Below are 13,749 nucleotides of genomic sequence, written 5' to 3' on the forward strand. Positions count from 1 at the left end.
CTTTTGAACTCAACGGGTTTCAATAGTTCCTTAGAGGTATGGAAACGTCGTTCGACGAGCTTTTGTTAGATCAAAGCGTGAAAGTTTCAATAGTTCCTTAGAGGTATGGAAACGGCTTCTTCACTCTAATCTCACCCTCACCTGCTTCTGTTTCAATAGTTCCTTAGAGGTATGGAAACTGTGGGAAAGGAGGTGTAAACATGGCAGATATCCCCAAGTTTCAATAGTTCCTTAGAGGTATGGAAACTACGAATACCGTGCGGGAGCTCAGACAGTCGTATTCGGTTTCAATAGTTCCTTAGAGGTATGGAAACAACGAGGTTCGCTGAGACGAGTGTGTAGTCTCCTCCCTGTTTCAATAGTTCCTTAGAGGTATGGAAACTCTTTCGAATATCCCTGTGCCGTGAGTCGTCTATATGGTTTCAATAGTTCCTTAGAGGTATGGAAACTTTCAATAGTATTGATAATGTATTCTCCAGAAGGAAGTTTCAATAGTTCCTTAGAGGTATGGAAACACAAAGACATCGTACACAACTCCTTCCCCGGTCTTGTTTCAATAGTTCCTTAGAGGTATGGAAACCAATATGTGCCGTATTTCAAACTTGGAGGTGTGCGCTATTAGTTTCAATAGTTCCTTAGAGGTATGGAAACCTCACATCACTGTGAGCGTAAACCTTCATAACTCCCAGTTTCAATAGTTCCTTAGAGGTATGGAAACCTATCAAGAAGCAATCGAAACAAACAAAACAGTGCAAGTTTCAATAGTTCCTTAGAGGTATGGAAACTTCGCTATATCGAGCATAGCTGGGATAACTTCTTCGTGTTTCAATAGTTCCTTAGAGGTATGGAAACTTCTTCATCAACGAGGATCACCTCCCCATCTCCCAGTTTCAATAGTTCCTTAGAGGTATGGAAACTAAACACATCGGCATCCCTTGGGCTGAGAGAAACAGGTTTCAATAGTTCCTTAGAGGTATGGAAACTATGTTCCCAAATATTCATAGTATGGTTGTTCAGCGGTTTCAATAGTTCCTTAGAGGTATGGAAACCGAGATACGGCACTTGTAATGAACCACTCATCGTATCTCCAGTTTCAATAGTTCCTTAGAGGTATGGAAACCTAAGCTCTCTAATATCGAATATTCCTTTCTCAGGAGTTTCAATAGTTCCTTAGAGGTATGGAAACAGATACAACACAATCTGTTGCAGGTGAGACAATAAGTTTCAATAGTTCCTTAGAGGTATGGAAACGCCTCCAGTGTCACAGTATCAGATGTCTGAAGCTCCTGTTTCAATAGTTCCTTAGAGGTATGGAAACAAGGTTCTGGAGTACTCCTCAATGCATTTGCTCACTCTTTGTTTCAATAGTTCCTTAGAGGTATGGAAACCCGTGACGGTTTTGGATCTGTTCACGAGTATGTCGTGTTTCAATACTTCCTTAGAGGTATGGAAACGCTCCCTCCTGCAGTCGTGGTCCACGATATTGAATCAGTTTCAATGCATCTTCAGAGGTACAAGAACAAAAATTTGATGAAAAGAGGAAAGCAGGGATTAATACCCCTGCTTTTTTATTTATTGGGTGTATTTAGTTCTATTTGCGAATTTTCAGATTTTGAATGTAAACATTTTCATAATAAGATGTTTTCTGGAGGTGATAATGGTGGTACTGATGACAAAACCGGGAACATCGGATTTTGTGTGGAATGGCATTCCCCTTTCCATGGAGCTGAATCTGTGGAACATAAAGGAATACTCCGGTTCTGTAACTATGAAATTCAACGGTGAAAAGATAACTTTCGACGCGGACATTCAGAATCTTTCTCCAAAGGAACCAGAAAGGTACATTCTCGGTTATCCCGAGTTTTATTACGGTTACAAACCCTGGGAAAATCACACGGCAGAAGGCTCGAAACTTCCGGTACCAGTTTCCTCTATGAAATCACTTTCCGTTGAAGTCTCTTTCGACATTCACCACGAACCGTCTCTGCCTTTGAACTTTGCCATGGAAACATGGCTCACAAGAGAAAAGTATCAGACGGAAGCATCGATCGGCGATGTTGAAATCATGGTCTGGTTCTATTTCAACAATCTCACACCCGGAGGCGAAAAGATAGAAGAGTTCACGATCCCGTTCATGCTGAACGGAGAGAGTGTCAAAGGTACCTGGGAACTGTGGCACGCGGAGTGGGGATGGGACTACCTCGCTTTCCGTTTGAAGGATCCCGTGAAGGAAGGAAAGGTGAAGTTCGACGTGAGGCATTTTCTCGATGCCGCCGGAAAAGCTCTTTCGAGTTCTGCTCGAGTGAAAGATTTTGAAGATCTTTACTTCACTGTCTGGGAAATCGGAACAGAATTTGGAAGTCCGGAGACAAAAAGTGCGCAATTCGGGTGGAAGTTTGAAAACTTCTCTATTGATCTGGAGGTGAGAGAATGAGGTGGGCAGTTCTTCTGATGGTGGTGTTTTCCGCTCTGCTCTTTTCCTCTGAAGTGGTTCTCACGAGCGTTGGTGCAACAGACATTTCCTTCAACGGATTTCCAGTCACCATGGAGCTCAACTTCTGGAACGTGAAATCTTACGAGGGAGAAACATGGCTCAAATTCGATGGAGAAAAGGTTGAGTTCTACGCGGATTTGTACAACATCGTTCTTCAGAATCCAGACAGCTGGGTGCATGGTTATCCGGAGATCTACTACGGTTACAAGCCCTGGGCGGGACACAACAGCGGCGTGGAATTTCTTCCTGTGAAGGTGAAAGATCTTCCAGATTTCTACGTGACTCTTGATTACTCGATCTGGTACGAAAACAACCTGCCTATCAACCTTGCCATGGAGACGTGGATCACGAAGAGTCCCGACCAGACTTCTGTTTCTTCGGGTGACGCAGAGATCATGGTTTGGTTCTACAACAACGTCCTGATGCCCGGTGGTCAGAAAGTGGATGAGTTCACCACAACAGTCGAGATAAACGGTGTGAAGCAGGAAGCAAAGTGGGATGTTTACTTCGCACCGTGGGGATGGGATTACATTGCTTTCAGACTGACAACGCCGATGAAAGAAGGAAAGGTAAAAATCAACGTGAAGGACTTCGTTCAGAAAGCCGCGGAAGTTGTCAAAAAACACTCAACAAGAATAGACAATTTCGAAGAGCTGTATTTCTGCGTCTGGGAGATCGGAACGGAGTTTGGAGATCCAAACACAACAGCGGCTAAATTCGGCTGGACCTTCAGAGACTTCTCCGTCGAAGTTGTAAAATAAAGCACAGAATCACCAACGAGAAAGGCGGGGGCTTCCCTGCCTTTTTCTTTTGGTAAATTATACACAAGTAGTATAATATTCTATGCAATGTGTGAAAATCAGAACAATGAGGTGATTCTATGAAAGTAAGCGACATTCTGACGATGGCTATCAGGCTGGAGGAGGAAGGCGAAAGATTCTACAGAGAACTCTCAGAACATTTTGATGGAGAGATAAAAAAGACTTTCCTTGAGCTTGCCGATCAGGAAAGGATTCATGCGGAAATCTTTAGAAAGATGTCAGACCAGGAAAACTGGGATGAGGTGGATTCTTATCTCGCGGGATACGCTTTCTATGAGGTTTTTCCTGACACGAGTGAAATTTTAAGGAGAAAGGATCTAACCTTGAAAGAGGTTCTGGATATAGCCATATCCGTTGAAAAAGACAGCATAATTCTCTACTATGAACTCAAAGATGGTCTTGTGAATTCCGATGCACAGAAAACAGTGAAAAAGATCATCGATCAGGAAAAAGAACATCTAAGAAAGCTTCTCGAGATGAAACGTGAAAGTACCTGAGGCGATATCTTTGATGGTGATGTTAGAAAACAGATCTTTCAAATAATCGGAAAGCCAGTTCCAGAAGTATTTTACCCTGCAGGCCCTGTAATTCTTGCACCGGCTGTTGCAGTCCACAATAACAAGGTCTTTTTCAAAGACGCTGATAACATCCAGAAACGATATTTCGTCTGGCGACTTTGCAAGAACAAAACCACCGTTTTTTCCTTTGATCGAATTCACAAGGCCCGATCTTTTGAGGTAATGAAGGACTTTCAAGGCGAAATTTCTGGTGATGAGTTCTTTCTCAGCGAGTTCCGAAGAAGACATAGGTCTGTTCTCCAGCGACAATCTCACGAGAAGTCTAAGAGCGTATCTCACGTGTTTTTGACACTTTCCAAACATCAAGCGCACCTCCAGGAGGGATAGATAGTGAAGTATTTCGTAGCTGTGAGACCGTTTTCCTTCGTTGCAAGTGCTTTTCCTGTTACTGTGGGAGCCATGCTGGCTGAGGAATTTTCCTTGATCAGATACATTCTATCACTGATTGCTTCCATTTTCCTACATGCAGGTGTCAACACAACGAACGATTATTTCGATTACAAAAAAGGTGTAGATACTAAAGATTCTCTTGGTTCGAGTGGACTTCTTGTTTCCGGGAAAATAACACCACGCGAAGAGCTCCTTTTGAGTGTTTTCTGTTACGCGGTGAGTGTGGTTCTGGGGCTTGTTCTCATAAAGATCTCTGGACCTGCTCTGCTGTGGCTGGGACTTACTGGTCTGGTTCTCGGGTACGCTTACACTGGGCATCCGTTCTATCTGAAATACAAATCCCTTGGTATGTTTCTCGTGTTTATTCTCATGGGACCCCTGATGGTGCTGGGAGCCTATTATGTTCAGACGGGAAGGTTCTCACTGGAAGCACTTCTGGTCTCTATTCCCGTGGGGATCGCTACAGATCTCATTCTCCTCGCCAATGAAATCAGAGACTCCGAGTTTGACAGAAGAAGTGGTATCAAAACCCTTCCTATTTTGATCGGAGACAGAGCAGCGTCTTTTCTCTACGCGGTCCTCACTGGTTTGATCTACGTCTTTATCGTGATCCTCGTATCGACGGGTGTTTTTAGAGTAATCTCTCTTGTCAGCTTAGTTTCTCTTCCGCTGTACATACGGGTGATAAAGCAGTTGTTTCAAAAATCAGCGGGAAGGAAAAATGCACGAGAGATCGCTGACGTTGATAAAATGAGTGCGCTGGCGGAAATGATACTCTTTGTTTCTATGATTTTGGGACTTTTGAGGTGATGCCGATGGTTAAAAGAATCTCTGAGATAAGTTTCCTTTCAGTTTTGATCGGACTTTTTTTAGGATGGTATTTCGTCTTTCAGGTGAATATGCTCGATTTCTGGTGGAGAATGTTCATGACCACTCTGATTTTTTCTGTGATTTCGATCTTTCTTGGCGGAAAGAGGAACATAAAGCCAAATAAGTACGAGGCGCCCCTTGCGATCTACTCCGCTGCAGCAGCTTATCTTCTTTTCGTCGTTGGATATTTGATTTCGCTTTTGATTCCTCCGTTTCACAGGGATGTTGTCAGTGTTTACGGACTCGCGGAAGGGCAAAATGCATTGAAAGTGATCATTCTTCTCGTGTTCATAGCCTTTTTTGAAGAGATCATATGGCGTGGTTTTGTAACAGAATTCCTTCTCCAACGGCTGGACGTTGTTCCTTCAATACTGATCTCTTCGCTTCTTTACAGCGTAGTCCACGTGTTCACTGGAAATATGGCTTTGATAGTGGGGGCGTTTGTCCTTGGGATAATTCTTTCTCTTCTTTATGTGATCACTGGAAAGGTCAGCACACCAGCTTTTGCGCATGCGCTGTGGAGCCTTCTCATATTCGTTGTTTTGCCTCTGAAAGGGGGTTTTTGAATGAAAGCACTGAAGCTGATAATCGAGTTTCCGGTTGCTGCAGCTGTTCTCATGTTCGTGGGATTTGACCTTTGGAGGAGATATCTGAGGAGGCGAAGAGCATGAATGTGGTTGTCTGTATCAAACAGGTTCCCGATACAACGAACGTCAGAATCGACAGAAAAACGAACAACCTTGTGAGAGAAGGTGTCCCGTCTATCATAAATCCCGATGATGAAAGGGCACTCGAACTTGCCTCACAATTGAAAGAAAAATTCGGAGCCACGGTTTATGTGATCACTATGGGACCACCGCAGGCGAAAGAGGCTCTGAAGGATGCCATTGCCTTCGGTCTCGATGAAGCAGTCCATTTGAGCGACAGGACGTTCGCGGGAGCGGATACGCTCGCCACGACGTACACACTTTACTGGGGAATAAAGAAGATCGAAGAAAGAATAGGAAAGATAGATCTCATTTTGACAGGAAAGCAGGCGGTGGATGGAGACACCGGTCAGGTGGGACCTGGTCTTGCTACAAGATTCGGATACGCGCTCGGTGCCTACGTCGTTCGAATAGAGGAAATAGATCCAGAGAAAAAAGAGATGGTGATAGTCAGAAGACTGGACCAGGGATTTGAAAAGATACGGCTCAAACTGCCAGCGGTTCTCACAATCACGGATGAGCTGAACAAACCGAGGTACGCAGATCTGCCCAATCTCATCAGGGCGATCAGGTACGAGCCCATCGTCTGGACTCACAAAGATCTGGGTCTCGATCCAAAAAAATGTGGATTCTTTGGATCACCTACAAGGGTTGTGAGCACAAACATACCCCCGGCGAGAAAAGGTGGAGACATCATTTCAAAAAATGAAGATCCGGAAGTGGCAGCGGAGAAACTCATAGAAGCTTTGAAAAAATTTGAAGCCGTTCGACTCGTGGAAGCGTTGAAACCTGTGTTGGAAGGTGAGAAAGATGAGTGAGAAAAAGATAATTTTCGTCCTCATAGAACATCACGGTGGAAAAGCTCATCCTGTTTCCTGGGAACTCATTGGAAAGGCAAGAGATCTCGCCTCGAAACTGGAAAATTCAGAAGTATGGGGTGTTTTGCTGGGAGAAGGTCTGGAGAGTGTGGCAAAAGAAGCAATTCAACGCGGAGCGGACAAAGTTCTTTATGTTAAGAACAGGGAATTCAACACGTATGTGAACTATCTCTACAAGAAAGCCCTCGTGGATATGGTGAGAAAGTACAGACCGGAGATATTCTTAATAGGTGCAACTCTCGAGGGAAGAGAGCTCGCTGGAATGGTGGCAACAGAACTTGAAACAGGTCTGACTGCCGATTGCACAGGACTGGATATAATACCGGACAAAAAGCTTCTTGCCATGACGAGGCCCACATTTGGTGGAAACCTCATGGCAACCATCATGTGTCCGGATCACAGACCGCAGATGGCAACGGTGAGACCGGGTGTTATGAAAGAGCTTCCGCCGGATCCAGAGAGAACGGGAGAGATCATAGAAGAGGAGTACGATTTAGGAACTTTTGACAAACTGATCGAGATTCTGGAAACCATACCGCTTCAGACCCAGGTGAACCTCGAGTACGCTCCGGTTGTGGTAGCAGGTGGAAAAGGAGTTGGGGGACCGGAAGGTTTCAAGAAATTGAAGGAACTCGCGGATCTCCTTGGAGGAGAAGTGGGAGCTTCAAGGGCGGCTGTGAAAGCTGGATGGATTTCTCCAGAGCATCAGGTTGGCCAGACCGGAAAAACTGTGAGGCCCGTTCTATACTTCGCGTGTGGCATTTCCGGTGCGATCCAGCACGTGGTTGGAATAAAAGAGTCAGAAATAATAGTGGCCATAAACATAGATGAGAAAGCACCAATATTCGATATAGCCGATATAGGGATCGTTGGTGACCTGCACAAAGTAGTTCCCGCTCTCACTGCAAAACTCAGAGAGCTTCTGAACAAAAGCGGGGTGAAAAAATGAAGATAGAATTCGACGTTGTCGTCGTTGGTGCTGGCCCTTCTGGTCTGTCCTGCGCATACGTTCTTGCCAAGAATGGTCTCAAAGTTGCGGTCGTGGAGAAAGGAGAATATCCGGGTTCCAAAAACGTGATGGGAGGGGTTCTCTACGTACATCCTCTGAAAGAGATCATGCCAGATTTTCTGGAAAAAGCGGCAAATTCGAAAGCTCTTGAAAGAAACGTTATAGAGCAGAACCTTTGGCTCCTCGGAAATGAAGGTGTCATCAAGATCGGTCACAGAAACGTGGAATGGAAAGAAAATCCGAATGCATTCACTGTTTTGAGGGCAAACTTTGACAGATGGTTTGCCCAGGAGGTGGAAAAAGCAGGTGCCCTGATCATACCAAAAACCAAGGTGGAAGACTTCCTGAGGAACGAAAAAGGAGAAATAGCAGGCGTGGTGACCTCGAGACCAAAGGGAGAAATACACAGCAAGGCGGTTGTGATCGCGGAGGGTGTGAATCCCATCCTCACGATGAAAGCTGGGCTCAGGAAGGAAGATCTGAAACCACACATGGTGGCCGTTGCTGTGAAAGAGGTGATCAGTGTTCCTGAAGATGTGGTGAACAGGGTCTTCGGTGTGGAGGGAAACGATGGAGCAACGATAGAACTTCTTGGAAGCTGGTCTGAAGGTATGTTCGGAATGGGATTTCTTTACGCCAACAGATCTTCCGTATCTCTGGGTTGTGGGGTTCTCCTTGAAGATCTCAGAAAAAAGAAGATCAAGCCGTATCAACTTCTTGAGAATTTGAAAAATCACCCTGTCATTTCCGATATGCTGGGAGAATACAGAAACAACACGATGGAGTATCTGGCACATTTGATACCTGAAGGTGGATACTACGCGATGCCGAAGGTCTATGGAGACAGGGTTCTGGTCTGTGGAGATGCGGCAATGCTTGTGAACTCTATACATAGAGAAGGATCGAATCACGCGATCACATCGGGAAGACTCGCTGCTGAAACACTTCTCGAAGCTTTTGAAAAGGGAGATTTTTCTGAAAAAATTCTGAAAAATTACTACCTCAGATTGAAAGAATCCTTCATATTGAAAGACCTGGAAAAGTACAAAGATCTCATGCCCACTATGGAAAAGAACCACCAGTTCGTGGAAATCTATCCGGATCTTGCAAACGATGCTTTGAAGAGATTTCTGCAGGTTGACGGAACTCCAAAGTGGGACGTTCAAAAACAGATCGCGGACATGGTACTTTCCAGGAGAAGTTTGATTGGAATCTCCCTTGATCTGCTCAGATTCTGGAGAGCTGTGAGGTGATGTACTGTGAGGATCGAAGATAAACTCTATTTGAACAGATACAGAACGGACGAAGAAAATCCACATCTGAAGATAAAGGATGAAAGCATCTGTGCGGAAAAATGTCCCGATCGACCATGTGTAAGCTGTTGTCCTGCGGATGTGTACGAATGGACGGAGAGTGGAATGGAAGTGAAATTCGAAGGGTGCCTCGAGTGTGGTACCTGTAGGATTGTCTGCCCCTTTGGAAACATAGAATGGAAGTATCCAAGGGGAAATTACGGTGTGCTCTACAAATTCGGGTGAGGTGATTTTATGTATGTGAAGATCGACAGAAAGAAGCTTCCCTGTGTGGAAACTGAAGGAACGGTTCTGTGTACCACCTGTGGAAACAGTTATCAGATAGAACCCCGGCAAAAATTGCACTCCATCATAGTTACAACGTGTCCGCACTGTGGCCATCAGAACATAAACGTTGTGACAAACAGCGTAAAGTTCATAGAAGAGGTCTTATCCAAGATAGACAGGCTGAGGAAGGATCTGATGGAGCTGAAGAAGTCCCTTGAAATTGAGATGCAGCAGAACGGCTTTGTCGACAACTATCCGGAGGTGTTCAAAGCAGATGATGAAAAACAGGCTGAACCAAAACTCCTGTGAACTGGAAAAAGTCAAAGAACGCATCGAACAGATTCTTTCCCGATTCTTCCCCGAACAGATAATGAAGGATCTTCCGCTCTACGGAAAGATGTTGAGGGTGAGACTTTCGATACTTTCTTTCAAAAATAGAGGAGTAGAGATCAGTGAAGATGCGATATCTTCTCTTGCGGCGCTCGAACTCGTTCACCTTGCCTCACTTCTCCACGACGATGTGATCGATGGTGCTCGTTTTAGAAGAGGAAAAGAGACGATAAATTTCATGTACGGTGACAAAGCGGCGGTAGCAGCGGGGGATCTTGTACTTGTCAGTGCGTTCTATACGGTTGAAGAGATAGGAAATGACAGACTGAGAAGGACTTTTTTGAATGTGATCAGGAGAATGTCGGAAGCGGAGCTGATCGAACAGCTGAGTCGATACAAACCGATTACAAAAGAAGAATATCTTCTCATAGTTGAGGGAAAGAGCGGTGCGCTTTTCGGCCTGGCGCTGCAGCTTCCCGCATTATTCGAAGGGGAACTCGGAGAAGATCTTTACAATCTGGGGGTCACCATTGGAACCATTTATCAGATGTTCGATGACATCATGGATTTTGCCGGGATAGAAAAGATTGGAAAAGACGGGCTTCTTGATCTCAAAAACGGTGTCGCTTCTTTTCCGCTGGTGACGACGATGGAAAAGTTTCCAGAAACCAGACAGATGTTTGAAAATCGTGATTGGAATGGATTGATGTCGTTCGTGAGGGAAAAGGAAATTCTGAAAGAATGCGAAGAAACTTTGAAGACTCTTGTGAAGAGAGTGATGGAGGAAAATCCTTGGTTGAAAGATTTTGTGGAGGGAATTTTCAGGGTCAAAATCTTTTCATGAGGAGGGGTGCGTATGTTTGTTGATTACCTGACCGTGTTCATGGCAGACGTGGTTGCTGGGCTTGGTGTTCTCATCGCTTTTGTTCTCAAAGGTTTGAACGATTCCGAGAAAGCGAAGTCTTTTGCTCCAGCTTTTGCGGCGGTTGGGCTTCTGGCGATCGCTACAGGACTCCACATGGTTCTGACCTGGCCACTTCCCGGAAGTCACAACATAGCGTTTGGAGAACCTTTCCTTCTCTATGGTTTTGTGTTCCTCGCCGCAGCGATAACCGTTGCGAAGGGATGGGACCTCATGCCCACGACGATCTTTGCTCTGTTTGCGGGGATATACGCGATCATAGTGGGAGGATCCATCATAGGTTACGGTATGACGAGACATCCGTTCACTTCTGGTCTTGGATTCATCGCAGCTGGTCTTGTGGGTGTTCTGAGTCCTGTAGTTTGGAAACTCAGAGAAAACAAGGTCATAAGGTTTCTCGGTGTGGTGCTTCTTGCTTTGACACTTCTTCTGTGGTTTATCACCATGTACGGCTCCGTCACAGGACATATAAACCCGCAGGGCAGTTTCGGAAAGTGGACTCCAATTCCGATGAGATAAAAAGAAGGGGCCGAAGCCCCTTCTTTCTGTGTTAGAATACCCACAGAGGTGGTTCTCATGAAAATACTCCTCGTAAATCCCTACAGCGGCGGGTACTACTACAGACTCGGTGCCGTCTATCCTCCCCTCGGTCTCATGTACATCAGTTCCTTCCTCAAGAGAAAAGGACACAGTGTGACTCTGATAGACATGAACGTGGAGAAGTTCGATCTGGAAAGGTTCAATTTCAGAGATTACGATGTGGTGGGTATATCAACCGATACTGTGCGATTCCCTGTTGTGGAAAGAATCGCAGAGAAAGCTAAAGCACAGAACGTAACAGTGGTGATGGGAGGTCCACACGCGACGGCCTACTACAATGAGATCCTTCGGAGAGGGCTCTGCGATTACGTCGTGCTCGGAGAGGGAGAAAAGGCCTTTTCAGATCTTGTAGAAAGCATATCAAGCAATGAAAAATATCCTCTCATACCCGGTGTTGCCTACATGAAGGATGGAGAAGTGGTAGCTTTGCCTTCTCGATTTTTGGAGAACCTGGACGATCTGCCGTTCCCCGACAGGGAGAAAGTCCATCTTTACAGGACGAAATTCGCGGGTGAGAGAGCGACGAGTCTGATCACTTCAAGGGGCTGTCCCTTCAACTGCGAGTTCTGCAGTGCTTCTCAGTTCATGGGAAGGAGAATCAGGTGGAGGAGCATTGAAAACGTGATGGATGAACTGAAGATCTTGAAAAAGAAGGGATACGGATCTGTAGTCTTCTTCGATGACAACTTCACGATAAATCCAAAAAGAGTCGTGAATCTGTGCGAAGAAATGTTGAGTGAAGATCTTCGTTTCAAGTGGTGGGCGTTCTCAAGGGCGGACGAACTTTTGGGACGAGAAGATATGGTGGAAGCGATGTCGAAGGCCGGTTGTAGAATGCTTTTCATAGGTTTTGAGAGTGCGAGCGATGAAGTGCTCGAGGAATACGGAAAGAATTTGAAATCGGATATAGCTTTCGACGTGATGAAACTTTTGAAGAAGTACAAGATAGACGTGTTTGCAAGCTTTGTGATAGGAGCTCTAAAAGACACGAGGAAAACCATAGAGAAGACTGTGAAATTCGCCAAAAAACTGAAAGCTTCCATCGTTCAGTTTTCTATTCTCACACCGTATCCCGGCACCGTTCTTTTCGAAAAACTGAAGCATCTGATCGTTGAGAAAGACTGGAGAAAATTCGACGGGACACACCTGGTCTTCAAGCATCCAAACTTCTCACCAAGGGAGCTGAGAAGACTCTTCATGAAGGCCTACTATGCCGTTTACACGTCACCGAAACTGATGTTCAAGCGCGGCATACCGTTCCTTGTGCGTCTACTCTCACATAGAGAAGCCTACTCTCTCTGAGGAAGGCTGGAGATTTTCTTTCCACCAAGACTCTTCATGACCATGTCGGCCAGAGGGCTCTGCTCTGCGGCGTGTTTCGAGTACTCCTGGAGGAGCATTTCTTTGAACCACTTCTCAGCGGTCGTTTCGGGTACGAGATCGTACTTTGGGATCGACTCGTACATTTCTTTGAAGATCCTGTAGAAGAGATCGCTCACGAATTCGACACTCGCATCCCGCAGATTATTTATATTCGAAGAAACTCCGTAGATGAACACGCTTTTCACCTCACATGATTATGAGCTCTCCTGTGATGTATCCTGATTTGTAGATCACCTGCAGAATGGCTATGATGTCCTGAGGAGTGGCACCCGCTGCTTTGAGGGCGCTGACGAGATTGGAGATTGTGGCATCCTTGTCTCCTATTTTTCCCCCCGTCACACTTATCGTGAAGTTTCCGTAAGAGATCACAAAGTCAGAGAGTTTCACATCTCCTCCGAACAGGACAGTGCCTGTTCTTTCGTTCACCACAATTCTTGCCGGAACGTCTGGCTGAACTTCTATCTCTTCAACGAGCGAGAGAAACGTGATGAGATCATCTTGGAACGCGCTGGGAACGGCCAATTTGATGGCAGATGGATCGACGGCCTTTGCAAGATCCATCTCGAACTTCTCGTTTATCGCCCTCGCCACCCTGGCTGCCGTGGTGACATCCGGCTGTCTCAGAAGGATCGTCACGCTGTCTCCATCGAGCATGTTGGATGGAATATCCCTTTCCACAATGGCACCCTCTGGAAGGTAGCCAACCACCCTGTACCTCTTTTGAAGATTGGAAGAGAGCTTCACGTCTTCTCCCCCGATGATCACGGAACCCTGCGCTACGGCGTACACCTTCCCATCGGCACCGTAGAGAGGAGTCTGGAGGAGATATCCACCCGCGAGCGATTTCGCATCGGCTATGGAAGCGACCACACAGTCTATTCTCATGCCTTCTTTGGCAAAAGGAGGAATGTCTGCAAGGACCATCACAAGCGCCGTGTTTTTGGATTTCAGGTCGTTTTCCGAGACCTGAACACCGAATTTTTTCATCATTTCGAGAAGAAGAGGAGAGTTCACATTGCCGGAGTCTCCTGTTCCGTTGAGTCCCACGACGAGACCTATTCCGAAGAGCTGGTTGTCACGGGCACCTCTGAAGAACGCTATGTCTTTTATTCTTGTGGTCACAGAGAACGAGAAGGTGATCGTCAAAACGATGACAAGCAGAACAGCCGATCTCTTCTTCATGTTCA

The 13,749-nt window shown here is 45.7% G+C and carries 16 protein-coding genes and 1 CRISPR repeat array; of the genes, 13 read left to right on the top strand and 3 right to left on the bottom strand.

What is annotated here, in order from left to right:
• The first annotated feature begins 16 nt into the window (after positions 1-16).
• Positions 17-1,454: a CRISPR direct-repeat array (repeat unit 30 nt; unit sequence GTTTCAATAGTTCCTTAGAGGTATGGAAAC).
• Between the two features lie 203 nt (positions 1,455-1,657).
• The 3 genes from MC24_RS03440 to MC24_RS03450 all read left to right on the top strand — a co-directional run bounded on the left by MC24_RS03440 (position 1,658) and on the right by MC24_RS03450 (position 3,812).
• Entirely contained in the window at positions 1,658-2,434 is a 777-nt protein-coding gene (locus MC24_RS03440; protein WP_038052552.1) for a GH12 family glycosyl hydrolase domain-containing protein, read from the top strand.
• Entirely contained in the window at positions 2,431-3,255 is an 825-nt protein-coding gene (locus MC24_RS03445) for a GH12 family glycosyl hydrolase domain-containing protein (protein WP_038052560.1), read from the top strand. The genes MC24_RS03440 and MC24_RS03445 overlap by 4 nt, the downstream gene beginning before the upstream one ends.
• A gap of 119 nt (positions 3,256-3,374) precedes the next feature.
• Positions 3,375-3,812 carry a ferritin family protein gene (locus tag MC24_RS03450; RefSeq protein ID WP_008194711.1) on the top strand — a complete coding sequence of 146 codons (438 nt, stop codon included), beginning with the start codon at positions 3,375-3,377 and terminating at the stop codon, positions 3,810-3,812.
• Here the strand turns inward: MC24_RS03450 and MC24_RS03455 are convergent.
• A complete protein-coding gene (locus MC24_RS03455; RefSeq protein ID WP_004081895.1) occupies positions 3,774-4,196 on the bottom strand; it encodes an Rrf2 family transcriptional regulator in 423 nt (140 codons plus the stop codon). The two genes, MC24_RS03450 and MC24_RS03455, sit on opposite strands and share 39 nt — an antisense overlap.
• 27 nt (positions 4,197-4,223) lie before the next feature.
• Here MC24_RS03455 and menA point away from each other — a divergent pair, with 27 nt between their 5' ends.
• The 10 genes from menA to MC24_RS03505 all read left to right on the top strand — a co-directional run bounded on the left by menA (position 4,224) and on the right by MC24_RS03505 (position 12,481).
• Entirely contained in the window at positions 4,224-5,093 is an 870-nt protein-coding gene (menA, locus tag MC24_RS03460; RefSeq protein WP_004081897.1) for a 1,4-dihydroxy-2-naphthoate octaprenyltransferase, read from the top strand.
• 5 nt (positions 5,094-5,098) lie between these two features.
• On the top strand, positions 5,099-5,719 hold the full coding sequence (locus MC24_RS03465; protein ID WP_038052563.1) for a CPBP family intramembrane glutamic endopeptidase: 621 nt from the start codon (positions 5,099-5,101) through the stop codon (positions 5,717-5,719).
• Between the two features lie 101 nt (positions 5,720-5,820).
• The gene (locus MC24_RS03470) at positions 5,821-6,678 is read left to right on the top strand and encodes an electron transfer flavoprotein subunit beta/FixA family protein (protein ID WP_004081902.1); all 858 of its coding nucleotides are present in this window, start codon (positions 5,821-5,823) and stop codon (positions 6,676-6,678) included.
• Complete coding sequence (locus tag MC24_RS03475) at positions 6,671-7,687, top strand: electron transfer flavoprotein subunit alpha/FixB family protein (RefSeq protein ID WP_004081904.1); 1,017 nt, start codon at positions 6,671-6,673, stop codon at positions 7,685-7,687. The genes MC24_RS03470 and MC24_RS03475 overlap by 8 nt, the downstream gene beginning before the upstream one ends.
• Positions 7,684-9,000, top strand: a complete 1,317-nt coding sequence (locus MC24_RS03480) for an NAD(P)/FAD-dependent oxidoreductase (RefSeq protein WP_004081907.1) — start codon at positions 7,684-7,686, stop codon at positions 8,998-9,000. Before MC24_RS03475 ends, MC24_RS03480 begins: the two co-directional genes overlap by 4 nt.
• A 6-nt stretch (positions 9,001-9,006) precedes the next feature.
• Positions 9,007-9,285 carry a ferredoxin family protein gene (locus MC24_RS03485; RefSeq protein WP_011943758.1) on the top strand — a complete coding sequence of 93 codons (279 nt, stop codon included), beginning with the start codon at positions 9,007-9,009 and terminating at the stop codon, positions 9,283-9,285.
• Positions 9,286-9,294: 9 nt separating this feature from the next.
• Complete coding sequence (locus tag MC24_RS03490) at positions 9,295-9,636, top strand: hypothetical protein (RefSeq protein ID WP_008194733.1); 342 nt, start codon at positions 9,295-9,297, stop codon at positions 9,634-9,636.
• On the top strand, positions 9,602-10,501 hold the full coding sequence (locus tag MC24_RS03495; RefSeq protein WP_038052566.1) for a polyprenyl synthetase family protein: 900 nt from the start codon (positions 9,602-9,604) through the stop codon (positions 10,499-10,501). The genes MC24_RS03490 and MC24_RS03495 overlap by 35 nt, the downstream gene beginning before the upstream one ends.
• Before the next feature lie 12 nt (positions 10,502-10,513).
• The gene (locus MC24_RS03500; protein WP_038052568.1) at positions 10,514-11,098 is read left to right on the top strand and encodes a DUF981 family protein; all 585 of its coding nucleotides are present in this window, start codon (positions 10,514-10,516) and stop codon (positions 11,096-11,098) included.
• Between the two features lie 57 nt (positions 11,099-11,155).
• Positions 11,156-12,481, top strand: a complete 1,326-nt coding sequence (locus MC24_RS03505) for a B12-binding domain-containing radical SAM protein (protein WP_038052571.1) — start codon at positions 11,156-11,158, stop codon at positions 12,479-12,481.
• Here the strand turns inward: MC24_RS03505 and MC24_RS03510 are convergent.
• Entirely contained in the window at positions 12,469-12,738 is a 270-nt protein-coding gene (locus tag MC24_RS03510) for a rod-binding protein (protein WP_038052574.1), read from the bottom strand. The genes MC24_RS03505 and MC24_RS03510 overlap by 13 nt on opposite strands.
• 10 nt (positions 12,739-12,748) lie before the next feature.
• The gene (locus MC24_RS03515) at positions 12,749-13,744 is read right to left on the bottom strand and encodes a flagellar basal body P-ring protein FlgI (RefSeq protein WP_038052577.1); all 996 of its coding nucleotides are present in this window, start codon (positions 13,742-13,744) and stop codon (positions 12,749-12,751) included.
• Between the last annotated feature and the right edge of the window lie 5 nt (positions 13,745-13,749).

Source organism: Thermotoga sp. Mc24, from assembly GCF_000784835.1.
In the GTDB taxonomy this organism is placed as follows: domain Bacteria; phylum Thermotogota; class Thermotogae; order Thermotogales; family Thermotogaceae; genus Thermotoga.